Here is a 23,560-nt window from a genome sequence, read left to right as displayed (position 1 = left end):
TGTTTCCTTATTGATTATCCGTTTTAATTGGCAACTGTTGCCCGTTATCCAAATTTTTAATATACACATCGAGCTGATTAAAGGCGATATCAATCTTGTTTTCCGTAAATAATTGATCAATCCTGCGATTCAGAAAATCGATGGTCGGATTACGTTCGTTGGTTTTATTCACATAAACCCGCAATTCATGATCCAGGGTGCTGGCGCCAAATGCCAGGAAGTACACCACCGGCGCCGGGTCTTTCAAGGCATAAGGCGATTCGTCCGCCGCTTGCAATAATAATGTTTTGGTTAATTCCACATCGGAACCGTAGGCAACGCCGATTTTCAATACTATTCGTGTGGTGGTATTGCTCAATGACCAGTTGGTCAAGCGCTCGGTTACAAACGCTTTATTCGGCACAATCACTTCTTTACCGTCAAAATCCACAATCGTCGTGGCGCGAATGCGGATTTTCGATACCGTACCGCTGAATTCGCCAATCGTCACCAAATCCCCAATCCGTACCGGGCGTTCGAACAAAATGATAATCCCCGAAACAAAGTTGGCGAAAATCTCCTGTAAACCAAAGCCTAAACCGACCGACAAGGCGGCAAACAGCCACTGTAATTTACTCCACGACATGCCTAAGGTCGAAAATGCGGTTCCGGCACCGAGGGCGACGAATAAATAACTGAGAATGGTGGTAATCGCATAAGGCGAGCCTTGCGACAATTGCACCCGGGAAAAAATCAGGATCTCCAACACCCCGTTCAAATTGCGGACGACCAAATAGGTTCCCCATAAAATCACTATCGAGGTCAAGAAATTAAGTAAAGTAACCGACTCCAGCACCGTTGTACCATTGGCGTCAGTCGAAGTCTGCTGCCACAAACTGATGTTATCCAGATAAACCGCCACCCCGAGCAAATCCGCCCATACCCAATAAAACAATCCGATTAGTAACAACCACAGGGCAATATCCGTAATTTTAGTCACTTGCTGGTTGACCGTCGCCAAGGCAATTTTTTCATCTTGCGCATCAATCACCAGATCTTCGCCATGCACGGTGTTTTCCGCATTCTCTTCTTTGTTTTGCTGCTGTTGCCGTTTTTCTTTCAGGCGGCGGTAAGCAAGTTGGCGGGCGGAAACCCGAATCGCACGGTGCGTCATTTCGCGCAAATTCACCCAAAGAATCAGCACTACATAGGTGGAAATGATATGCCGAATCAAGATCAATGCCGTGTAGTAATAACCCAAACCGATTAAGACAATCAAGATAATCGGCAGCAGCACCAGCAAGATTCTCAGAAATTTAAACAGTTTCGGGTATGTCGTCCGCTCTTGCCCGTTATCCTCAGACGCCTCACGATTAACACTGTCGATAGCACTGCTGAAGCCGGGTCTGATTTGGAATAAAAACAGTAACAGCGCAGTGATCACCAATGTTTCCCCTAGCATATCATTTGCAATGCCGGTATCCAGAGAGGTGAAAATCGAAGCGTTCAACAATACCGCCAGAATCGGGATCGAACGGCGCAGCGTATTGCGGAACAACGCATTAGTCGTCGCGGAAAAATTAAAATGACGGTGTGCAATTCCGTTTGGACGCAATAACGACAAGGTAAAGGCAATAAAGAACCAAAACGCCGCCATTTTTAACGCCCACGGTAACAATCCCAGTGGATGATGGAAACAGAAATAGATGATTAAAATCAGCGTTGACAAAAATAACAAGGTGCTCGGTAGCGCTAAGATCAAGGTGTAAAACAACACAATCAACGTACGCCATTGATTATCGCCGCTCAAGGTGTTGACTTTACTGTTATGCCAGCTGATTTCACGTTTGAACCAAGTTTTGCGCCAGTTAATCCCCGCCGCCAATAACAATAAAAAACCGACCAACGAACCGATAGGCAAGAGGTAATCGCGCCAATTGCTGAAATCCAGCAATTTGACAATTTGCGCCAATTGCATTTTGACTCCCCCTGAAAAACGGGCAAACCAATCAAAATCAATCGGATTATTACTTTTCACCCAAAAACTCTGCTGTTCCAATTTATTTTGCAGCTCGTTACTGATACTAATCACCTGCTGTTGATTCAAATCAATATTGATCGATTGGTTGAGTTGCGCATTCAGCTCGGTAATCACATCGGTCAGCAATTTACGTCGATCTTGCAAAATCGTGGTCAGTTGCGCTTTTTCTGCGTCGGTGAAGCGGGTCTTATGATCCCATTCCAAATTGGCGATATAATCGGCAGTATTGTATAGTGCATCACGCCGTTCGTTCATATCAAAAATCTGCACCCGCAAATCGGTGATCCGCTTTGCCAAGCCGCTGATCAGACTATCTTTCGGCAGTGCCTGCCGCTGCTTGTTAATAATGCGTGACAGCACCAACGTACCTTGCAACGCGCTGATTTGTTCATCAATATTGCGCTGAGTTTGCAGCAAATTATCCAAGGTATTGCGAATACGCAGCCCGTCTTGTACCAACTGGTTATGATTATTAGTCTGCGTTAATAAAAATTGGCTGACTTGCGTATTGATCGCCGCTTCTTGGCGCAACCATTGATTACCATCGTCATTACCGCCACTGCTGCTTTGTTCCAATTCGGCTACTTGCCGCTGTGATTGTTGTAGCCGCAATGCACTGATTTTTTCCGCCAGCGCCGCTTGGAGCTCTTGTTGCTGTTTTTGCTCCAGCGTTTTTTCCGCCACTTCCGATTCATAGAGCGAAGTCAGTTTAGAATTACCATTTAAACTCAATTGATTATATTGATTTTTCAATTCAATCAAACGTAACTCGGCGTGATATTTATTCGCCAAAGAGGGGCTGACTTGGGCGCTGAACAGCAATTTATTCAGCTGTTGACTGCGTGCCAAATTATCGGCAAGTGCGGTTTGCACCCGCTCCGGCACCGAACGCTGCGCCACCAACAAGCCGTTTAAATTGCTTAAATCGCTTTGGATTTGTTGTAATTGCTGCTCGTTTTCACTCTGTATTTGATTCAACTCGGCCAGAGACATCTCGTTCCATTTTTTTGAACTCACTTCAATGCCGTCACTCTGATTCAATCGATTCAGATTATCCTGACTGGCGGCAATAGCCTGATCCGCCCCGTCGATGGTTTTTTGCAGCGTACCAATCAGGCTTTTTTGCTGTTCAATTTGTTCCAACAAGCTGACGGTATCGCGCAGATTATTCAGCAATAACGCATTGTCCGGGGTTTTGTTCTCATTACTTTCCGCCGCACTGATTGCCGCTTCAAGCTCAGGCTTGGTCGGTAGCGGTGATTCTGTGGCGGCAGCCGCTATCTGACCGGCAAACAGTAGACTAAAAATCGAAAATAAAATCCAAAAACGTTTTTTCATTATATCCTGCTCATTCTGACGGTTGCGTAGATTGCAACTGTTGTTGTAAATCCTGTAATAACCGCTTACGTGAAATTTTGATTTGATTCGGATCATCGTTCCGCGGCAACGGATAATAGGCTATCGGCTGCTTAAACCGTTCGATTCTCGTTTGTAACCAAGACCGCACTTGCGCCACTAATACGGTTGAAAACGGTTGGTTAAAACGGAGCATCGCAACCGGACGCGCGCCGAATTCCATATCGGCAAGCGGCAGCACCACCACTTGTTCAATCAACGGAAACTGTTGCAACACACTTTCAATCTCTTCCGGCTGAATATTTTCACCGCCGGAAATAAACAAATTGTCAATCCGCCCCAGCACCTGTAATTCGCCGTTTTGCCAATGTCCTCTATCCTTAGTCTGATACCAGCCTTCAGCGTTCAACAACGGCATAATTTTTCCCTGTTGCCAATACCCCGCCGCCAGCCCGGCGCCGCGCAACCAAATTTCGCCGTCACGAATACACAGCTCGCGCCCCCGCAATAACCGCACTTCAGCCTGTTGCGGATCATTTCTGCGCACAAAAACGGTCGACGCCATTTCTGTCATGCCGTAGCCGCTGAAGGTTTTTAGCCCGGCGGCGTATGCCCGACGGCACAGTTCAGGATCAATATGCGCTCCGCCCAATAAAATCGCTTCGGTTCGAACCGTTTGCGGCGGCAGATTGCGGTCGGATAAATAATCCAAATAGCGTTGCAATTGGGTCGGCACTAACGAGACATGGCTGACTTTGCCGATAGCTTGGTAAAAATCCGCGGCGCCAAAGTGTAAACACGCTGCCGCACCCAGCCAACGCCACACAATGCCCTGCCCCGAAACATGATATAACGGCAGCGACAGCAGCCATGCGTTGTCATGTGTAAATGCTAAAAATTCATTCACGCCCAACGCATTTTGCCAATGCGCCCGAATATCGTGTACCACTGCTTTCGGCTCTCCGCCGGAGCCGGAAGTCAGGGTCATGCTGTAACCCCGCTGCCATAAAAGTGCGGTTTGACGCCGATAATCCGCTTCAAATCCCAGCGCATTCAGTACGATACGCCGGCAAGAAAAAGCGGCAGTGCACGGGGAAAAGTAATAACCAATATGATTTTGTTGGAAAAGCCGTTCGATTTTTTCCGCCGGAAATTGCGGATTCACCGCCATCACCCGCGCGCCAAGCGACAACCCTGCCAGATACAATAACAATTGCGGCAAGCTGTTTTTACCAATCAGCCCGATCCCGTCACCGGGCCGTATCCCTTGCGCCGCCAGTTGATCCGCCAACTGATCCACCGCACAAAAAACCTGCCGCCAGCTTAACTCAAGTGCGGTTTGCGTTGCGCCCGTTGCCGTTGCGAGAGACGACAAAAGCAAGTCGGAATCCAAGTTTTCACAAACTCCACTCCGGCTTGCTTTTAGCGGCAGGCTAGTCGGCGAATATTCAATCGCGCACGCTTCATTTACGGTTAAACGAGCCAACGCAGTGACAATTTGTTCCATCATCTAGACTGCAAAATAACTTCTCACTTCATCCACCAATTCCGGCGGCAAATGCATTGAATTCATCGCCCCCTCCAACATTAGCATTTTGCGTTGACTGTTGGTGTTGGTGATCACCCAATACGGACTTTCCGGAATTTGCCGCGGTTTGGTGTGGTTGCCCGCCTGCAATAAAGTGGCTTCGTCACGGGCAAAGTAAATTCGGGTGCGGCCTTGCAGCGATTCGGCGGCTTGGGCGAAACTTTCCGGATTGGCACGATAAAGTGCGGTCAGAATCATTAAAAAGCGCACCACCCCCTTGCTTTCCTGCTGGAAATCATCGGACTGCAACACATTGGTCAGGCGCGCCACCACCCGTTGAATCGCTTCGTCAGATTGTTTCTTCGGCGGCGGAGGTGTCGTTTCGTGCCCATTCGCCGTTTTCGCAGGCGCTTGCGCTTTATCTGTAGATATTCCTGTTTCTACCGCCGGCAACGGTTCTTCTTTTGACTGCGGATGTGTATTCGACGACGAAAAATTCAAAAGGCGACGTAAAATATCAGACGCGCTTTCTCCAATTGATTGCGTATTGGCGGCAATATACTGATAAAGTTCTTCATCAACTTCAATAATTTTCATCGTGCTCTCCTTCTTTTACTTTGTCCGTCGCGCTGCAAACCCTGTTTTCACTCTCCGAATTTAACGGACAGCTTGATTCGCCTGCTAATTTGGCACATTATACCCATTTCGGCAACATTAATCATCAACATTAAACCGAGACATCGCAATAGCCAATGAATGAAAATCCATTACCGAAACAACAGTTAAACTACCGATTCGAACAACCGTCAGCACCCGCGGATAAGCGCACGTTGCCCACCTTCGTTTTTCTGCACGGGCTGTTCGGAGATATGAATAATTTAGGCGTGATCGCCCGCGCCTACAGCGGGCAATTTCCCACCTTGCGGATTGATTTGCGCAACCACGGACACAGTTTTCACAGCGAAGAAATGAATTATGAATTAATGGCGGACGACGTGATCCGCCTGTTAGATCATTTACAGTTGCAAAACGTGATTTTGATCGGGCATTCGATGGGCGGCAAAACGGCAATGCGCGTGGCGGCACAGATTCCGCAGCGGGTGGAAAAGCTGGTGGTGCTGGATATCGCGCCGGTTGCCTACGGCGAACATCACCATGATAATGTCTTCGCCGCCTTATTTGCAGTGAAAGAGGCGCGCCCCGCCAGCCGACAGCAGGCCAAACCGCTCCTCAACCGTTACATCCAAAACGAAGGCGTACAACAATTCATCTTGAAATCTTTCTCGGCAAAAGACGAGCAGTCGTTTTTGTTCAACCTGACCGCACTTTATCAAAACTATCCGCATTTAATGGATTGGCAGCCGATTCAGTGCGATGTTGCGACCTTATTTATCAAAGGCGGCAAATCCAATTATATTCTTGCCGAACACCGCGCAACCATCTTGGCACAATTACCGCGCGCGACTTCGTTTTTAATCGCCCAAGGTTCGCACTGGATTCACGCAGAACACCCAAGTGCCGTCATCAGTGCGATTAATCGCTTTTTGGCACTGGATTGATACCGAGGCGGACGATTTATCTTTAAAAAAAATTATGCTATAGTAAGTGGCTTATCATTCTCAATTAAGTTACTCTTTTGATCAGTTGATGACGACAGGCTTATGGCAAAACAAGAAGCAGATTGCATAACATTGGATTTATTCCATAATCTACCCAAAGTCGGCAGACCTAAAACCAATCCGCTGAGTAGAGAACAACAAGCCCGTATCAATAAACGCAATCAACTGCGGCGCGACAAAGCCTCCGGTTTAAAGCGGGTTGAATTGAAATTGCATACCGATCTGATTGAACGCTTACAGCAACTGGCGCAACAGCAGGCAATCAATCGCGCGCAATTAATTGAGAATATTTTGAACGAATATTTCGCATTAAAACAACAAAAATAGGATACAAAACATGGCACTTGTGGGTTTATTTTATGGCAGCGACACCGGCAACACCGAAAATATCGCAAAAATGATCCAAAAGAAATTGGGTGATAACATCGTCGATATTCGTGATATTGCCAAAAGTAGCAAAGAAGACATTGAAGCCTATGATTTTATTTTAATCGGTATTCCGACTTGGTACTACGGCGAAGCGCAAGCGGACTGGGACGACTTTTTCCCGACGCTGGAAGAGATCGACTTCAGCGATAAAATCGTCGGCATTTTCGGTTGCGGCGACCAAGAAGACTATGCCGAATATTTCTGCGACGCAATGGGCACGGTGCGCGACATTATCGAACCGCACGGCGCCACCATTGTCGGGCATTGGCCGACCGACGGCTATAACTTTGAAGCTTCGCAAGCGCTGGTGGACGGCGATAAATTTGTCGGCTTGTGTATCGACGAAGACCGCCAGCCGGAACTGACCGAGCAACGCGTCAGCGATTGGGTCAAACAAATTTATGCTGAAATGTATCTGGCCGAACTGGTTTAATCGTTAAAACCTATCGGTAATATTTTAGACCACTATTTGCAATTGAGAAGTATTCCACATAGAATATAAGGAATAAAGTTGAATCAAATAGAATTATTTATGTTATAATTTTGTTAAATTCAATATCCAACCGTTAGTCAACACGAGGTTATTATGTCTGAAGAGAACATGAAACTATTAAAAAAAGCCGGTTTAAAAATTACCGAACCGCGCTTAAAAATTTTGGCGTTGATGCAAAGCAACCACAACACCGAATACCAACATTTCTCTGCCGAAGACATCTATAAAATGCTGTTGGAGCAAGGCGAAGAAATCGGCTTGGCAACGGTTTACCGCGTGTTAAACCAGTTTGATGAAGCCAATATTCTGACCCGTCACAACTTCGAAGGCAATAAATCGGTATTTGAGCTCGCGCCGGTCGATCACCACGATCACATTATCTGTATGGATTGCGGCAAAGTGATTGAATTCAGCGACGACGTGATCGAAAAACGCCAAAAAGAGATCAGCAAAGAGTTCGGTATCCAACTGGAAAACCACAGCTTATATTTGTACGGCAAATGCAACAATATCAAAAATTGTGACGAGCCGAATAAAAAGTAAGTCAGAAGCCAAATAAACTCGTCAAACCGCACTTAAAAGTGCGGTTTTTTATTCGCTTGTTTAGTATCTATTTCTTCCGAACCGCCACCATATAATTCGCACTCACGTCATTATTCAAGCAAAAACGTCCGCTTAACGGATTATAGTGATAACCCACGCTGTCAAAACAACTTAAATCCGCCTCGTCGCACCACGCCATCAGCTCTGCCGGTTTGATAAACTTGTCGTAATCGTGCGTGCCTTTCGGCAGCATTTTCAACACATATTCCGCCCCGACCACCACTAACGTCCAGGCTTTCAACGTGCGGTTTATCGTCGAGAAAAACAGCACGCCATCGTCTTTCAGCAAAGCTTGACAACTTGCCACCACCGCACTTGGATCCGGCACGTGTTCCAACATTTCCATGCAGGTGATCACATCAAATTTTTCCGCTTGCGTTTGCTGTATCTCTGCTAAAAAATCCTCAATCGTGGTTTGGCGGTAATCAAGCTGCAAGCCGCTTTGCGCCGCATGTTCGCGTGCGATTTGCAACGGTTGCGGCGACATATCTATTCCGGTGACCTGTGCGCCCTGCCGTGCCATACTTTCCGACAAAATCCCGCCGCCACAGCCGACATCAAGCACACGCTTGCCGAATAAGCCGTTGGCTTGGCGCAAAATATAATCCAAACGCAGCGGATTCAAACGATGGATCGGTTTGAAATCGCCCTCAGGATCCCACCAACTGTGTGCCATTTTGGCGAACTTTTCGATTTCGTGTTGATCGACATTTTGCTGGCTTGCATGTTGCATAAAATTGCCTATTTTTTATTCTGCTGATAACCGCACTTTACCCCTGCTCAGGCGTGTGCAAACGATTTTTTATTATGCAGAATTCTTGCAGAAAATTCACTATAAAAATTAGGGAAAAAGGCGGTTTTATGCTATAATTCGCCCACTTTTCATCTGCGATTTCAGCTGTTGTTTTAGAATTATTTGAATCGCTTTTGAGCTTTACATTCAGTCAATTAGGAAAACTTTGAATGAGCGAATTAGCAAGTGACATCACGCCTATCAACATTGAAGAAGAATTAAAATCCTCCTACCTCGATTATGCCATGTCAGTGATTGTCGGGCGTGCCTTGCCCGATGTACGTGACGGCTTAAAGCCGGTACATCGTCGCGTGTTATTCGCCATGAATGTCGGCGGTTACGACTACAATAAGCCTTATCGCAAATCCGCCCGTGTAGTCGGCGACGTGATCGGTAAATACCACCCGCACGGCGATAGTGCGGTTTACGACACCATCGTGCGCATGGCACAACCGTTCTCGTTGCGTTATATGTTAGTGGACGGACAAGGGAACTTCGGTTCGATTGACGGCGACTCTGCGGCGGCAATGCGTTATACCGAAGTGCGCATGACCAAAATCGCTCATTCGTTATTAGCTGATTTGGAAAAAGAAACCGTCGATTTCGTGCCGAATTACGACGGCTCGGAGCAAATTCCCGAAGTGCTGCCGACACGCATTCCGGCGTTGTTGGTCAATGGTTCAAGCGGAATTGCGGTCGGAATGGCGACCAATATTCCGCCGCACAATTTGGGCGAAGTAATCGACGGCTGTTTGGCCTATATCGACAACAGCGACATCACCATTGACGAGTTGATGACCTACATTCCCGGACCTGACTTCCCGACGGCGGCGATTATCAACGGACGCAAAGGGATTGAAGACGCCTACAAAACCGGACGCGGTAAAATTTATGTGCGCGCCCGTGCCGAAGTGGAAACCGACGGCAAAGGCAAAGAAACCATTATCGTGCATGAAATTCCGTATCAGGTGAACAAGGCACGCCTAATCGAAAAAATCGCCGATTTGGTGAAAGAGAAAAAAGTCGAAGGTATCAGCGCATTGCGCGACGAATCCGACAAAGACGGCATGCGGATCGTAATTGAAATCAAACGTGATGCGGTCGGCGAAGTGGTGCTGAATAACCTCTATTCTTTAACCCAGCTACAGGTTACTTTCGGAATTAACACCGTGGCGTTGGATCACGGTCAGCCTAAACTATTAAATTTAAAACAATTAATCGAAGCCTTTGTGCTGCACCGCCGCGAAGTGGTGACACGCCGCACCGTGTTCGAATTGCGCAAAGCGCGCGAACGTGCGCATATTTTAGAAGGCTTGGCGATTGCGCTCGCCAATATCGATCCGATTATCGAATTAATCCGCCGTGCGCCAACGCCGGCTGTGGCAAAAGAGGGCTTATTGTCGCAAGCGTGGCAATTAGGCAACGTGGCGCAAATGTTGGAAGCCGCCGGTGTCGATGCCGCGCGTCCAGAAGATTTGGCGGTCGAATACGGCATTCGCGATAATTTGTATTACCTGACCGAAGTGCAAGCACAAGCGATTTTGGATTTACGCCTGCAAAAACTGACCGGCTTGGAACATGAAAAACTGCTCGACGAATATAAAGGCTTGTTGGATATTATCGGCGAATTGCTGTTTATCCTGAACAATCCTGAGCGTTTGATGGAAGTGATCCGCGAAGAATTAAACGAGATCAAAACCCAGTTTAACGATCCGCGCCGTACCGAAATCACCGCCAGTTCGGCTGATATTAATTTGGAAGATTTGATTGCGCCGGAAGATGTGGTGGTCACGCTTTCCCACGAAGGCTATGTTAAATATCAACCGCTGTCCGATTACGAAGCCCAACGTCGCGGCGGCAAAGGCAAATCCGCTACCAAAATGAAAGAAGAAGATTTTATCGAGCGCTTGTTGGTCGCCAACACCCACGATACCATTCTCTGTTTTTCCAGCCGTGGCCGCCTGTATTGGCTGCGTGTGTTCCAATTGCCGCAAGCCAGCCGCGGGGCGCGTGGTCGCCCGATTGTCAATATTCTGCCGTTGCAACCTGATGAGCGGATCACCGCCATTCTGCCGGTCGCGGAATATGCGGAAAACAAATTTATCTTTATGGCAACCGCCAGCGGTACGGTCAAGAAAACAGCCCTGACCGAGTTCAGCCGCCCGCGTGCCAACGGTTTGATTGCGATTAACCTGCGTGATAACGATGAATTGATCGGGGTGGATATCACCGAAGGCGACAACGAAATCATGTTGTTCTCCTCACAAGGGCGCGTGGTGCGTTTCAGCGAAGAAGCGGTGCGTGCCATGGGACGGACGGCAACCGGTGTGCGTGGAATCAAGCTAGCCTTAACTAACGACCTAAGCGATGATGAAACGGATAACGATGACAGCGCCAATGACGATTTGGAAACCGCACTTGACCTGAATATCGACAAAGTGGTGTCGTTGGTTGTGCCGAAAAACGACGGCGCAATTCTAACCGCCACCCAAAACGGTTACGGTAAACGTACTAAACTGGATGAATATCCGGCGAAATCGCGTAACACCAAAGGCGTGATCTCGATTAAAGTCAGCGAGCGCAACGGCAAAGTGGTAGCAGCGGTGCAGGTGGAAGACAACGATCAAATCATGCTGATCACCGATGCCGGCACGCTTGTGCGCACCCGCGTCAGCGAGGTCAGCACCGTCGGACGCAACACCCAAGGCGTGCGCCTGATCCGCACCGCCGAAGATGAACATGTGGTGAGCTTGGAAACGATTTGTGATTTGGATGAAGACGAAGAAAATTCTGAATTAGCCGAAGCACAAATTGAAGAATAAGGCTGATTTCAAAAAGACAAAGTGCGGTCAATAACAATTGACTGCACTTCAGTGCTGACGACAAAGTCTCTTTCTCTAATCATTTCCCTCCCCATTTTTCTTGCGAAAAATGGTACTCCCTCCGCACGCGGAGGGAGAGAAGTAAGTTTGTCAATAATCTAAAAGTGCAGTCAATATGATCGCACTTTTTTATGTCTAACGATTTATATCAACCACCACGACTTCCGATTGTGAGCCGATACGGAACGGAATGCCCCAAAAACCATAACCGGAAGTGACCACAAAATGACGGTCATTTAAATTCAGGTAGCCGTGATCCAGCGGATAAATCATGCGGGTAATCAAATTTGCCGGAAAAACCTGTCCTTTGTGGGCGTGCCCTGAGACTTGCAGATCCAGTGATAACTCGCTGTTGGCGCGAATATCGTCCGGGCGGTGATCAAGTAAAATACGCAATTTGTTATCTTCAGGTAAATAAGCCAACAATTGATCAAGCGGCAAGCGAGTTTTATCCAGATGATCGTTGCGTCCGACGATCACAAAACGATCATCAATCAAGACCGCTTCATCCGCTAAGACATTCACGCCGGCGGCTTGTAATGCCTGCCGAATTTGCCGCTGCGCACCGAAAAAATCATGGTTGCCGAGCGTAGCATAAACTCCCTGTGGCGCTTGCAATTTTTGCAAGTGCGGTTGCATATTCTCAGCTAAATAATAATCGAGATTATCGTCCATAATATCGCCCGGCATTAAGATAATATCGACTTGTTGCTGCTGCATAATCTCGGCGAGTTTGTCTAACTGTTTCGCGCCGAACAACTGCCCCAAATGTAAATCACTCACCAAGCCGATACGCAAGCTGCCCTGTAATTTGTCACTCTGAATCGCATAATGCCGTACATACGGCGTGTAGGCATTGTATAAGCCCAAACCCATAATCGCCAGATACAGCAACGGTGCGCTCAGACGCAAAGTGCGGTCAAGTCGGGTTTGATCGATAACACGTTTTACCAACCCACGAATCAGCCATAACCCAAGTGTGAGCATAAAGGCATAAGCCAGCAGAAACAGTACAAAAGCGGTGATTCTAAATTGCGGCAAAACGCGCGTGGCGGTGATCACCATTAAAATATTGGGCGCAAGCCACAACAGCATGCTCAACATCAAACCGCACTTTTGCCCGATATAGGGTTTGAGATACCAACGCAAGCCGCGGTTGGTAACATAAATAAACAGTTGTGCGGTGAAAATCACAACCGCGAAGATAATTAAATAGCGTGCTGGCATTATTTGCTCTCCAAAATGCTTCAAAAAAGAAAAATCCTCCGACCCAAATCGGAGGATTGCATTATAACGACTAAATATGACTTAACGATGAATTTTACACCGCACTTTTACACTGCGGTTTGAAAAATCACCTCATCGGCTTTTTTCACGTAGCTGTTAATCTGGTCAAAATTCATATAACGGTAAGTATCCGCTTTGTCGCTTTGCAGATCGGCGGCATACGCTAAATATTCTTCCACTGTCGGCAAACGCCCCAATAATGCAGCGACTGCAGACAATTCCGCCGAGGCAAGATACACATTCGCACCTTGTCCCAAACGGTTCGGGAAGTTGCGGGTTGAGGTCGACACCACCGTCGCGCCGCTTGCCACCCGCGCCTGATTGCCCATACATAACGAGCAGCCCGGCATTTCCATACGCGCCCCGCTCTTGCCGAAAATGCTGTAATAACCCTCTTCGGTCAACAATGCCGCGTCCATTTTGGTTGGCGGTGCAACCCATAAACGGGTCGGAATCACCTCTTTGAATTTATCCAACAGTTTGCCCGCCGCGCGGAAATGCCCGATATTGGTCATACACGAACCGATAAACACCTCGTCGATTTTATCGCCTGCGACTTCCGACAGTTTGCGTGCGTCGTCCGGATCGTTCGGCGCGCACAAAATCGGCTCTTTGATCTCATCCAAGTTAATCTCGATCACCGCCGCATATTCCGCATCGTCATCGGCTTGCAGCAAGTGCGGTTCGGCCAACCACGCTTGCATGCCTTTAATCCGACGTTCCAGCGTACGCACATCACCATAGCCTTCGGCAATCATCCATTTTAACAAGGTGATATTCGAGTTGAGGTATTCGATAATCGGTTCTTTATCCAGCTTAATCGTACACGCCGCCGCCGAACGCTCCGCCGACGCATCGGACAGCTCAAACGCCTGTTCGATTTTCAGCTGTTCCAAGCCTTCGATTTCCAAAATCCGCCCGGAGAAAATGTTTTTCTTGCCTTTTTTCTCCACCGTCAGCAGCCCCTGTTGAATGGCATAATACGGAATCGCATGCACCAAATCGCGCAGGGTAATGCCCGGCTGCATTGTGCCGCTGAAACGCACCAACACCGATTCCGGCATATCCAGCGGCATTACGCCGGTTGCGGCGGCAAAGGCGACCAAACCCGAACCCGCCGGAAAGGAAATGCCGATTGGAAAGCGGGTATGCGAATCGCCGCCGGTGCCGACGGTATCCGGCAACAACATCCGGTTCAGCCATGAGTGGATAATACCGTCGCCCGGGCGCAACGACACGCCGCCGCGGTTCATAATAAAATCGGGCAAGGTGTGGTGGGTGGTAACATCGACCGGCTTCGGATAGGCTGCGGTGTGACAGAACGATTGCATGACCAAGTCGGTCGAAAAGCCTAAACACGCCAGATCTTTCAACTCGTCACGGGTCATCGGACCGGTGGTATCTTGCGAGCCTACCGAAGTCATGCGCGGTTCGCAATATTGTCCCGGGCGAATGCCGTCCACGCCACAGGCGCGCCCAACCATTTTTTGTGCCAAAGTGAAGCCCTTGCTGCTCTGCTCGGTGGCTTTCGGTTTGGCAAACACCTCGTTTTCCGGTAAGCCCAATTCGCAACGCGCCTTATGGGTCAAACCGCGTCCGATAATCAGCGGAATCCGCCCGCCTGCGCGCACTTCGTCCAGTAACACATTGGTTTTTAAGCGGAATTCCGCGATTAATTCGCCGTTGTCGTGACGGCAAATTTTGCCTTGATAAGGATAAATATCGATCACATCGCCCATATTCAGATTGTTCACATCAACCTCAATCGGCAACGCGCCGGCGTCTTCCAAGGTATTAAAGAAAATCGGTGCGATTTTGCCGCCCAACACCACGCCCCCGGCGCGTTTGTTCGGCACAAACGGAATGTCGTCGCCCATAAACCACAACACCGAGTTGGTGGCGGATTTGCGTGAAGAACCGGTGCCGACCACATCGCCGACATACGCCAGTGGAAAGCCTTTTTGTTTCAATTCGTTAATTTGCTTAATCGGTCCGATTGTACCGGCTTGATCCGGCCGAATGCCTTCCCGTTCATTTTTCAACATCGACAGCGCGTGCAACGGAATATCCGGACGCGACCAAGCGTCTTGCGCCGGCGAGAGGTCATCGGTGTTGGTTTCGCCGCTGACTTTAAACACCGTAACGGTGATTTTTTCGGCGAGTTTCGGGCGCGACAGATACCACTCCGCCTCCGCCCATGATTGCAACACTTGTTGGGCATAGGCATTACCGCCTTTGGCTTTTTCCACTACATCATGAAAATTATCAAACATCAACAAAGTGAATGAAAGTGCGGTTGCGGCAATCGGCGCCAATTTTTCATTATCCAATGCTTTCAACAACGGCTCGATATTATAGCCGCCCTGCATTGTGCCGAGCAGCTCGACCGCTCTTTCCGCCGAAATCAACGGCGAACTGACATCGCCGCTCACCAATGCCGACAAAAACGAGGCTTTGACATACGCCGCTTCATCCACCCCGGCAGGCACCCGATTTTCGAATAATTCCAGCAGAAAATCGTCTTCACCGGGCAGCGGTTTTTTGAGTAATTCCACCAACTGTGCGGTTTGTTCCGCGTCTAACGGCTTGGCAACAACCCCTTGTTGCGCCCGTTCTGCGACATGGGCTCGATAAGTAGTTAAGAAATCGGACATCATTACACCTCGTCATCATGATTGTGAGTAATAAGTAGAGTAAATCGTGCTTGGTTTGTATTTAGGCTAATAACAGACATTCGTTAAATCTATTGTTATGAAATTGTTACATCTTACACCCTCTGCCAACGGATACCACTACTTTATGTGAATTCTTTGGGCTAGATCAAGGATTTTTAACCGGAAACGCCGGTTTATCCTGATTTAGCTCACAAATCCGAAGTTTCCTGATTTTATCTAAGGTTTCTATTTTGTAGAATGAAACCGGCTCCACCGAGCAGTCTGTTTTTGCTCACATACAATCCGTTAAACTTCTGATATCACAAAGGTTCAATCATGAAATTATTCACTTGGCCTGTGGTTGCAGGTGCTGCACTTGGTATCATTGCTCCCATTCTCGTCCATTTCGGTAATCCCGGCAATATGGGGTTCTGTGCGGCTTGCTTCCTCCGCGACACTGCCGGCGCACTCGGTTTTCATCGTGCGGCGGTGGTTCAATATATTCGTCCCGAACTGATCGGTTTAGTCTTTGGCGCCTTGGCAAGTGCGGTGCTGGCGAAAGAATTCAAACCGCAAGGCGGTTCTTCCCCTTTAATCCGCTTTTCCCTTGGCATTTTTGCCATGTTCGGCGCGTTGGTGTTTCTCGGTTGCCCTTGGCGCGCTTATCTGCGGCTTGGCGGTGGCGATTTAACCGCGATCGCCGGAATTTTAGGTTTAATCGCCGGGATTCTGTTTTCATTGATTTTCGTTAAACGCGGTTTCTCCTTGGGCAAAGCCAATCCGATTAGTAAAGCCGCCGGGCTGCTGCCGACCATTTTCGCCTTGCTGTTATTATTCTTCTTGCTGACAAAATTCAGCGTCGGCGAAAACCTGCCGATCTTCTTCTCAGAAAAAGGTCCGGCGGCACAACACGCCGACGTATGGCTCTCGCTCGGTGCCGGGGTGTTGGTCGGTATCGTCATGCAGCGTTCGCGTTTTTGCTCTATCGGTTCGGTGCGCAATTTTGTGCTATTCCGTGACAGTTATCTGTTAAACGGGATTATCGCATTGGTGTTTTTCACACTGTTAACTAATGTATTATTAGGGCAATTCAAACTCGGCTTCGCTGATCAACCGATTGCGCATAATGACTATCTGTGGAATTTCTTAGGAATGGCGCTATCGGGATTGTGCTTCGCCCTCGGCGGCGGCTGCCCGGGCAAACAGCTGGCACATTTGGGCGAAGGCGATAACGATTCGGCGGTTTTTCTGCTCGGCATGTTAGTCGGCGCGGCGGTTGCGCATAACTTTAGCTTGGCAAGCAGCCCGGCGGGGATCACGCAACTGGCGCCTTATGCAATCGCCATCGGTTTTGCATTCTGCGTGTATATCGGTTTAACCAGTAAAAGTGCGGTTTAACCCATGAAGCGTATTGATTCAATCAATACGCGTGAGATTGCTGACAAACTGACTTCTCTCCCTCCGCGTGCGGAGGGAGGGAAATGATTAAAGAAAGAGACTTTGTCATCCGCCTGAAGCGTATTTAATCAATACGCTTTTTATACGTTATAGGTTAACCAACCGTTTCGGATGAATAACATCATCGCGAATTTCGGCAACGCCTAAAAATTGTTGGTTTGCACTATATAACCGCACTTGCCCGCTCAAGCCTTGCGGATTATCAAAACGTACGCGCTGCCCGAAACCAATCGCCGCGCTTTGTTCTGCATTCAGTTCCAATTTCGGCAGTTTGCCGACGGCGGTGTCGCTTGGCAGTAAATGCCGATCCAATAAAGCAAGATCCTGCTGTTCGGCAAGCTGTTGCAGCTGTTCGAGGGTCATCATCGCCTCAGTCGGATAATCGGCGACCACACTTCGGCGCAGCGCAGTGACATGTGCGCCGCAACCGAGATATTCGCCTAAATCATCAACCAAGGTGCGGATATAAGTTCCTTTTGAACAATGTACATCCAAGGTTAAAAACGGCGCTTGGTAGTCGATCAATTCCAACGCAAAAATGGTAATCGGACGTGCTTCGCGCGCCACCGTAATCCCGGCGCGTGCATATTCATACAACGGTTTGCCCTGATGTTTCAACGCGGAAAACATGGTCGGTACTTGTTGCAATTCACCGCGAAAGTGCGGTAGCGCAGCTAAAATCGCATCCAAACCGCACTTGACCTCACGCACCTCGACAACCTGCCCCTCGGCATCGGAGGTGTCGGTGCGCTCGCCCAATTTTGCCGTAACCCGATAGCGTTTATCGGCATCCAGCAAAAACTGCGAAAACTTGGTGGCTTCGCCTAAACAGATCGGCAACATCCCGGTCGCCAACGGATCCAGCGCCCCCGTATGCCCGGCTTTATTGGCTTGATACAGGCGTTTTACTTTTTGCAATAAGTCGTTGGAGCTGAAGCCTTGCGGTTTGTCCAACAACACCACGCCGTCAATATCGCGCCCGCGTTTTCTTGGTTTTGACACGCTGTTAGTCCTGCCCGTCTTCTTCGTTCTTGTCGTCTTTGTCATTTTTGTGTTTTGCTTTGTCTTCGCTCAACACTTTGCTGACCAGATTCGACATCCGCATGCCTTCGACCAGCGAATTATCATACTCAAAACGCAGTTCCGGCACGATACGCAAGCGCATGGCTTTACCCAATAACGAACGGATATAGCCCGAAGCCTTATGCAAACCGTCCATACCTTGTTGCACCGCTTGCTCGTCTTGGTCAAACAGGAAGGTCACGAATACCTTGGCGTACACCAAATCGCGCGACAGTTCTACGTCGGACACGGTTACCATGCCGATACGCGGATCTTTGACTTCGCGTTGCAAAATCAACGCGATCTCTTTTTTTATCTCTTGCGCCACTCTTTGCGAGCGGCTGAATTCTCTTGCCATTTTATTTTTCCATCATAGCGAAAGTGCGGTGTTTTCGAATAAAGTAGGGGCGGATTAGATATCCGCCCAAGCTGCACATCGCATTTTTCCATTGTAGATTAAGTGTTTATACCGCACTTGGTAAACGGGCGGATATCTAATCCGCCCTTACATTGCTGACAAACCGATTCGGCAGGGGCAAAGCCCCTCATCTGTGTTTAACCGTGTACGCTGAAAAACGTGCACGGCAATCTAACCTTGCGATTAAATACTGCGTTTAATCTCGATGGTTTCAAACACCTCGATTTGGTCGCCGACCCGCACGTCATTGTAGTTTTTCACGCCGATACCGCACTCCATGCCGTTACGCACTTCGTTGACATCGTCTTTAAAGCGGCGCAGGGATTCCAATTCGCCCTCGTAAATCACCACGTTATCGCGCAACACACGGATCGGGTTGTTACGTTTCACCACACCCTCGGTCACCATACAACCGGCGATTGCGCCCAGTTTCGGTGAACGGAACACATCACGCACTTCCGCCAAGCCGATAATTTGTTGCTTGAATTCCGGCGCCAGCATACCGCTCATTGCCGCTTTCACTTCGTTGATCAGGTCATAGATCACCGAGTAGTAACGCAAATCGATATTTTCCGCTTCAATCACACGGCGCGCCGAGGCGTCGGCACGCACGTTAAAGCCGACCAAAATCGCATTTGACGCCGCGGCCAAGGTCGCGTCGGTCTCAGAGATACCGCCCACGCCGGAACCAACGATTTTCACTTTCACTTCGTCGGTTGACAACTCGACCAACGATTGGCAAATCGCTTCCACCGAGCCTTGAACATCGGCTTTGACCACGATATTCACTTCCGCAACATCGCCTTCGGTCATGTTGGTGAACATATTTTCCAGTTTGGCTTTTTGCTGACGCGCCAGTTTGACTTCGCGGAATTTACCTTGACGATGTAATGCCACTTCACGCGCTTTCTTCTCATCACGCACCACCGTCGCCTCATCACCGGCAGCCGGTACACCGGAAAGTCCTAAAATTTCCACCGGAATTGAAGGGCCGGCTTGCTCGATTTCTTTACCGTTTTCATCACGCATTGCACGCACACGGCCATATTCCAAGCCGCACAATACAATATCACCGCGACGCAACGTACCGGATTGGATTAAGACCGTCGCTACCGGACCGCGTCCTTTATCCAAATAAGACTCGATCACCACCCCGCTCGCCATTGCGTCGGTAACCGCGGTCAACTCCAAGACTTCGGATTGAATCAAAATCGCTTCCAACAGCTCATCAATTCCCAAACCTTGTTTGGCGGAAACGTGAATAAACTGGGTATCACCGCCCCACTCTTCTGAAATCACATCGTATTGCGACAATTCATTTTTCACACGATCCGGATCGGCTTCCGGTTTATCGATTTTATTCACCGCCACCACCAACGGCACTTGTGCCGCTTTGGCGTGTTGGATCGCTTCGATGGTTTGCGGCATTACACCGTCATCGGCAGCCACCACCAATACCACGATGTCCGTCGCTTTCGCCCCGCGCGCGCGCATGGAAGTAAAGGCGGCGTGTCCCGGGGTATCCAAGAACGTAATCATGCCATTATCGGTTTCAACGTGGTAAGCACCGATATGCTGGGTAATGCCGCCCGCCTCGCCGGAAGCCACCTTACTTTTACGAATGTAATCCAATAACGAGGTTTTTCCGTGGTCAACGTGTCCCATAGTGGTCACCACCGGCGCGCGCGTCACTTCAACCGCATTATTATCGCGATCGCTCAACAGGGATTCTTCCAATTCGTTCTCACGGCGCAACACCACTTTGTGTCCCATTTCTTCCGCAACCAATTGTGCGGTTTCTTGATCGATCACTTGGTTAATGGTTGCCATTGCGCCCATACCCATCATGGTTTTGATCACTTCGGTCGCTTTCACCGCCATTTTCGCCGCCAATTCGCCGACCGTAATGGTTTCGCCGATCACCACTTCACGGTTCACCGGTTGTGCCGGTTTGGTGAATTCTTGCTGTAACGAGCTGCCGCGTTTCTGGTTTTTACCGCCGCGGATATTTTTCTGGTTACGACGGTTGGCTTCACGCTCGGTTTTATTGGTGTCGTCATCACGTCCGCCTTTTTTGGCTTTATTGATTTTCTTATTATTACGGCCACGCCCTTCGGTGCGACGGGTTTCTTCGTCCTCTGCTTCTTGCGCATAACGTGAAGTCAAATGTGCATCCACCACCACAGAATCATCCGCTTTTGCCGGCTCTTCTTTGCTTGCGCTCATTTCGGCTAAGCGGCGTGCCTCTTCTGCTGCTTGACGGGCTTTTTCCTCCGCTTTTTGTGCCGCTAATTCTTCCGCTTTACGACGCAATTCCGCTTCTTCGGCTTTTAACTTCTCTTTTTCCGGATCGGCTTTTTTACTTTCCGTTTCGGCTTTAACCGCACTTGACGACGCTTTTTGCCGGGCTTCGCGCTTAGCTTTTTCTTCCACTTCACGTTTTGCCTTCGCTTCGGCTTCCGCTTTGGCTTTTTCTTCCGCCGCACGCTTGGCTTGTGCTTCCGCTTCTAAACGCGCTTGTTCTTCCGCTTTTTTCTTGGCGAGATCTTCGGTTGAAGTCGGGCTGATCACGCGTTTTTTGCGCACTTCCACTTGCACTTCTTTGCTTTTGCCGCCAGTGCCGGCAATTTTCAAGGTGCTGCGTTCTTTGCGCTGTAAGGTTAATTTTTTCGGTTTTACGCTTTCACCGCTCAGCGATTTCAGTAACTGACCTTCTTCTTCCAGCGTAATCGGATCGCTTTCTTTTTTATTAATACCGGCATCGGCAAGTTGTTTTAATAACTGTTCAAGCGGGGTGCTAATCTCGTTAGCAAGTTGTTTAACTGTTTTACTCATATTTTTCCCCTAATTATTCCGCATTGTTGAACCAGCAGATATTGCGCGCCGCCATAATTAAATCTGCCGCTTTCTCCGCGCTTAATTCTTCAATATCCGACAGGTCATCAACACTTTGCTCTGCCAATTCTTCCAGGTCGGTAATACCTTTTTCCGCTAATTTAAAGGCTAAATGACGATCCATGCCGTCCAATTCCAACAGCTCGGGCTGAATATTGGACTGGGTCAATTTTTCCTGCTCGGTCAAAGCGATGGTTGTCAGCGCGTTTTTGGCACGGTTGCGCAACTCTTCGACTAAATCTTCATCCATGCCGTCGATTTCTAACAGATCTTCGCTCGGCACATACGCGATTTGCTCTAAACTGCTGAAGCCTTCATCCACCAACAACCCGGCGAAATCTTCATCGATATCCAAATGTTGTACAAACAGATTCAACGACTTACCGGTTTCCGCTTGGTGTTTTTCCGCTAATTCATCGGTGGTCATCACATTCAGCGTCCAGCCGGTCAATTGGGTTGCCAAACGCACGTTTTGACCGTTGCGTCCGATTGCTTGCGCTAAATTCGCCGCTTCCACTGCGATGTCCATCGCATGTTTATCTTCGTCCACCACGATTGAACTGACATCGGCAGGTGCCATGGCATTAATCACAAACTGCGCCGGATTATCGTCCCACAACACAATATCGACACGCTCACCGCCTAATTCGTTGGTGATCGCCTGCACGCGCGCACCGCGCATACCGACACATGCGCCGACCGGATCAATGCGGCGGTCATTGCTTTTCACCGCAATTTTGGCACGCGACCCCGGATCACGCGCCGCGCCTTTGATTTCGATCAGCTCTTCGCCGATTTCCGGCACTTCGATACGGAACAGCTCGATAATCATTTCCGGTTTGGCCCGGGTTACAAACAATTGCGCCCCTTTCGATTCCGGCTTGATTTGATACAGCACGCCACGCACTCGGTCGCCCGGGCGGAAATTTTCACGCGGCAACATATCTTCTTTCATGATCACCGCTTCCGCTTGGTTGCCCAAATCAAGCTGGATCACATCACGGCTGACTTTTTTCACCACGCCGGTCACGATTTCACCTTCTTGGCTGCGGAATTGCTCCAATACTTTGTTGCGTTCCGCTTCACGGATTTTGCTGCTAATCACTTGGCGTGCGGTTTGCATGGTGATACGGTCGAAGGCAATCGACTCGATTTCGTCTTCAACATAATCGCCTAATTGAATTTCCGGATCTTCGTAGCGCGCCGCCTCCAGTGTAATCTCTTTGGTCGGCGCGGTCACTTCTTCCACCACTAACCAACGGCGGAAGGTTTCGAAATCGCCGGTTTTGCGGTCAATGGATACGCGGACATCAATATCCATTTCACGCTTTTTCTTGGTCGAAATCGCCAACGCATTTTCCAACGCTTCAAAAATTTTCTCGCGTGGTAACAATCTTTCGTTTGAAACGGCTTCCGCCGCCATTAAAATTTCTTTACTCATTTTTGCCTCTAAATAAAATCTCGTTTTCATCAATGCAAGCGTCGCCTGCCGTGCTGCGTCAATTCTTAAATTGATAAATAATGTTGCCTTTTTGGATATTACCAAAGGCAAAAACCTGCGGATTGCCATCAACTGTCAGGGTTATCATATCGCCTGCGACACTTTCCAACTTGCCGCTCCATTTACGGCGATCCAACACCGGCACGCGCAAATGCACCGCCACTTGCCGCCCGATAAAACGCTGATAGTGTTCTAAGGTAAACAGCGGTCGATCCAAGCCGGGGGAGGAAACCTCCAAGTTATATTTGTCGGCGATTAAGTCTTCCACGTCCATAATCGCGCTCACCTCACGGCTGACATCGGCACAATCATCGACACTCACGCCACCGTCTTTATCAATATAAACGCGCACGGTCAAAAAACGTCCGCTGCGCTGACATTCAATGCCGACTAATTCACAGTTGAGTGCTTCGACAGAATCCAGCACCAGTTCCTGTATTTTTTGTTCCAATGTTGCCAAGACAACCCCCGATTGAGATAACACACGAAAAAAATAAGATATAAAAAAAGGGCTAATCGCCCATTTTCATTGTCCAGCACCGGCTGAACAGTCAAAATTGTT

At 48.8% G+C, this 23,560-nt stretch carries 17 protein-coding genes; 6 read left to right on the top strand and 11 right to left on the bottom strand.

Going from position 1 to position 23,560, the window contains the following annotated elements:
- Positions 1-7: 7 nt before the first annotated feature.
- From mscK to seqA, 3 genes are read right to left on the bottom strand one after another with little or no spacing between them, the layout of a single operon-like run.
- Positions 8-3,358, bottom strand: a complete 3,351-nt coding sequence (mscK, locus tag ACWA50_RS07150) for a mechanosensitive channel MscK (RefSeq protein ID WP_431051122.1) — start codon at positions 3,356-3,358, stop codon at positions 8-10.
- 10 nt (positions 3,359-3,368) lie between these two features.
- On the bottom strand, positions 3,369-4,886 hold the full coding sequence (gene menE / locus ACWA50_RS07145; protein ID WP_431051120.1) for an o-succinylbenzoate--CoA ligase: 1,518 nt from the start codon (positions 4,884-4,886) through the stop codon (positions 3,369-3,371).
- Entirely contained in the window at positions 4,887-5,501 is a 615-nt protein-coding gene (gene seqA / locus ACWA50_RS07140) for a replication initiation negative regulator SeqA (protein ID WP_431051118.1), read from the bottom strand. It abuts the gene before it with no gap.
- Positions 5,502-5,656: 155 nt separating this feature from the next.
- Here seqA and ACWA50_RS07135 point away from each other — a divergent pair, with 155 nt between their 5' ends.
- From ACWA50_RS07135 to fur, 4 genes are all read left to right on the top strand, one after another.
- Positions 5,657-6,463: an alpha/beta fold hydrolase gene (locus ACWA50_RS07135; protein ID WP_431051116.1), complete on the top strand. Its 807-nt coding sequence runs from the start codon at positions 5,657-5,659 to the stop codon at positions 6,461-6,463.
- A gap of 102 nt (positions 6,464-6,565) precedes the next feature.
- Entirely contained in the window at positions 6,566-6,850 is a 285-nt protein-coding gene (ybfE, locus tag ACWA50_RS07130; protein WP_431051114.1) for a LexA regulated protein, read from the top strand.
- 10 nt (positions 6,851-6,860) lie between these two features.
- Complete coding sequence (fldA, locus tag ACWA50_RS07125; RefSeq protein ID WP_431051112.1) at positions 6,861-7,385, top strand: flavodoxin FldA; 525 nt, start codon at positions 6,861-6,863, stop codon at positions 7,383-7,385.
- Positions 7,386-7,538: 153 nt separating this feature from the next.
- On the top strand, positions 7,539-7,988 hold the full coding sequence (fur, locus tag ACWA50_RS07120) for a ferric iron uptake transcriptional regulator (protein ID WP_431051110.1): 450 nt from the start codon (positions 7,539-7,541) through the stop codon (positions 7,986-7,988).
- Positions 7,989-8,055: 67 nt separating this feature from the next.
- Here fur and ubiG read toward each other — a convergent pair whose 3' ends face one another.
- Positions 8,056-8,781, bottom strand: a complete 726-nt coding sequence (ubiG, locus tag ACWA50_RS07115; RefSeq protein WP_431051108.1) for a bifunctional 2-polyprenyl-6-hydroxyphenol methylase/3-demethylubiquinol 3-O-methyltransferase UbiG — start codon at positions 8,779-8,781, stop codon at positions 8,056-8,058.
- 230 nt (positions 8,782-9,011) lie between these two features.
- Between ubiG and gyrA the strand changes: the two genes are divergently transcribed.
- A complete protein-coding gene (gyrA, locus tag ACWA50_RS07110; RefSeq protein ID WP_431051106.1) occupies positions 9,012-11,663 on the top strand; it encodes a DNA topoisomerase (ATP-hydrolyzing) subunit A in 2,652 nt (883 codons plus the stop codon).
- A 195-nt stretch (positions 11,664-11,858) separates the two neighbouring features.
- On the opposite strand, the gene ACWA50_RS07105 is transcribed toward gyrA, so the two are convergent.
- Both ACWA50_RS07105 and acnB read right to left on the bottom strand, forming a co-directional pair.
- Positions 11,859-12,950: a metallophosphoesterase gene (locus ACWA50_RS07105; protein WP_431051104.1), complete on the bottom strand. Its 1,092-nt coding sequence runs from the start codon at positions 12,948-12,950 to the stop codon at positions 11,859-11,861.
- A 107-nt stretch (positions 12,951-13,057) separates the two neighbouring features.
- Positions 13,058-15,664, bottom strand: coding sequence for a bifunctional aconitate hydratase 2/2-methylisocitrate dehydratase (acnB, locus tag ACWA50_RS07100; protein WP_431054315.1), 2,607 nt, complete (start codon positions 15,662-15,664; stop codon positions 13,058-13,060).
- Between the two features lie 336 nt (positions 15,665-16,000).
- Between acnB and yedE the strand changes: the two genes are divergently transcribed.
- Complete coding sequence (gene yedE, locus ACWA50_RS07095; RefSeq protein WP_431051102.1) at positions 16,001-17,062, top strand: YedE family putative selenium transporter; 1,062 nt, start codon at positions 16,001-16,003, stop codon at positions 17,060-17,062.
- Between the two features lie 147 nt (positions 17,063-17,209).
- On the opposite strand, the gene truB is transcribed toward yedE, so the two are convergent.
- From truB to rimP, 5 genes are all read right to left on the bottom strand, one after another.
- A complete protein-coding gene (gene truB / locus ACWA50_RS07090; protein WP_431051100.1) occupies positions 17,210-18,124 on the bottom strand; it encodes a tRNA pseudouridine(55) synthase TruB in 915 nt (304 codons plus the stop codon).
- A 4-nt stretch (positions 18,125-18,128) separates the two neighbouring features.
- Positions 18,129-18,542, bottom strand: a complete 414-nt coding sequence (rbfA, locus tag ACWA50_RS07085) for a 30S ribosome-binding factor RbfA (RefSeq protein ID WP_431051098.1) — start codon at positions 18,540-18,542, stop codon at positions 18,129-18,131.
- A 243-nt stretch (positions 18,543-18,785) separates the two neighbouring features.
- Positions 18,786-21,437, bottom strand: coding sequence for a translation initiation factor IF-2 (infB, locus tag ACWA50_RS07080; protein WP_449343087.1), 2,652 nt, complete (start codon positions 21,435-21,437; stop codon positions 18,786-18,788).
- Between the two features lie 13 nt (positions 21,438-21,450).
- On the bottom strand, positions 21,451-22,938 hold the full coding sequence (gene nusA, locus ACWA50_RS07075) for a transcription termination factor NusA (RefSeq protein ID WP_431051094.1): 1,488 nt from the start codon (positions 22,936-22,938) through the stop codon (positions 21,451-21,453).
- Positions 22,939-22,996: 58 nt separating this feature from the next.
- Positions 22,997-23,458 (bottom strand): ribosome maturation factor RimP, encoded by a 462-nt coding sequence (gene rimP / locus ACWA50_RS07070; RefSeq protein WP_431051092.1) that lies wholly within the window; start codon positions 23,456-23,458, stop codon positions 22,997-22,999.
- Positions 23,459-23,560: the final 102 nt, after the last annotated feature.

The sequence above is a fragment of the Testudinibacter sp. P17/SS/0325 genome (assembly GCF_053570765.1).
Note: the sequence above shows the minus strand (reverse complement) of the source record. Positions and strands in the feature narration are given on the sequence as shown.

Bases quoted from the DNA above. Each gene is read 5' to 3' on its own strand.
- mscK (WP_431051122.1), bottom strand. From the start codon at position 3,358: ATGAAAAAACGTTTTTGGATTTTATTTTCGATTTTTAGTCTACTGTTT.
- menE (WP_431051120.1), bottom strand. From the start codon at position 4,886: ATGATGGAACAAATTGTCACTGCGTTGGCTCGTTTAACCGTAAATGAA.
- seqA (WP_431051118.1), bottom strand. From the start codon at position 5,501: ATGAAAATTATTGAAGTTGATGAAGAACTTTATCAGTATATTGCCGCC.
- ACWA50_RS07135 (WP_431051116.1), top strand. From the start codon at position 5,657: ATGAATGAAAATCCATTACCGAAACAACAGTTAAACTACCGATTCGAA.
- ybfE (WP_431051114.1), top strand. From the start codon at position 6,566: ATGGCAAAACAAGAAGCAGATTGCATAACATTGGATTTATTCCATAAT.
- fldA (WP_431051112.1), top strand. From the start codon at position 6,861: ATGGCACTTGTGGGTTTATTTTATGGCAGCGACACCGGCAACACCGAA.
- fur (WP_431051110.1), top strand. From the start codon at position 7,539: ATGTCTGAAGAGAACATGAAACTATTAAAAAAAGCCGGTTTAAAAATT.
- ubiG (WP_431051108.1), bottom strand. From the start codon at position 8,781: ATGCAACATGCAAGCCAGCAAAATGTCGATCAACACGAAATCGAAAAG.
- gyrA (WP_431051106.1), top strand. From the start codon at position 9,012: ATGAGCGAATTAGCAAGTGACATCACGCCTATCAACATTGAAGAAGAA.
- ACWA50_RS07105 (WP_431051104.1), bottom strand. From the start codon at position 12,950: ATGCCAGCACGCTATTTAATTATCTTCGCGGTTGTGATTTTCACCGCA.
- acnB (WP_431054315.1), bottom strand. From the start codon at position 15,664: ATGTCCGATTTCTTAACTACTTATCGAGCCCATGTCGCAGAACGGGCG.
- yedE (WP_431051102.1), top strand. From the start codon at position 16,001: ATGAAATTATTCACTTGGCCTGTGGTTGCAGGTGCTGCACTTGGTATC.
- rbfA (WP_431051098.1), bottom strand. From the start codon at position 18,542: ATGGCAAGAGAATTCAGCCGCTCGCAAAGAGTGGCGCAAGAGATAAAA.
- infB (WP_449343087.1), bottom strand. From the start codon at position 21,437: ATGAGTAAAACAGTTAAACAACTTGCTAACGAGATTAGCACCCCGCTT.
- nusA (WP_431051094.1), bottom strand. From the start codon at position 22,938: ATGAGTAAAGAAATTTTAATGGCGGCGGAAGCCGTTTCAAACGAAAGA.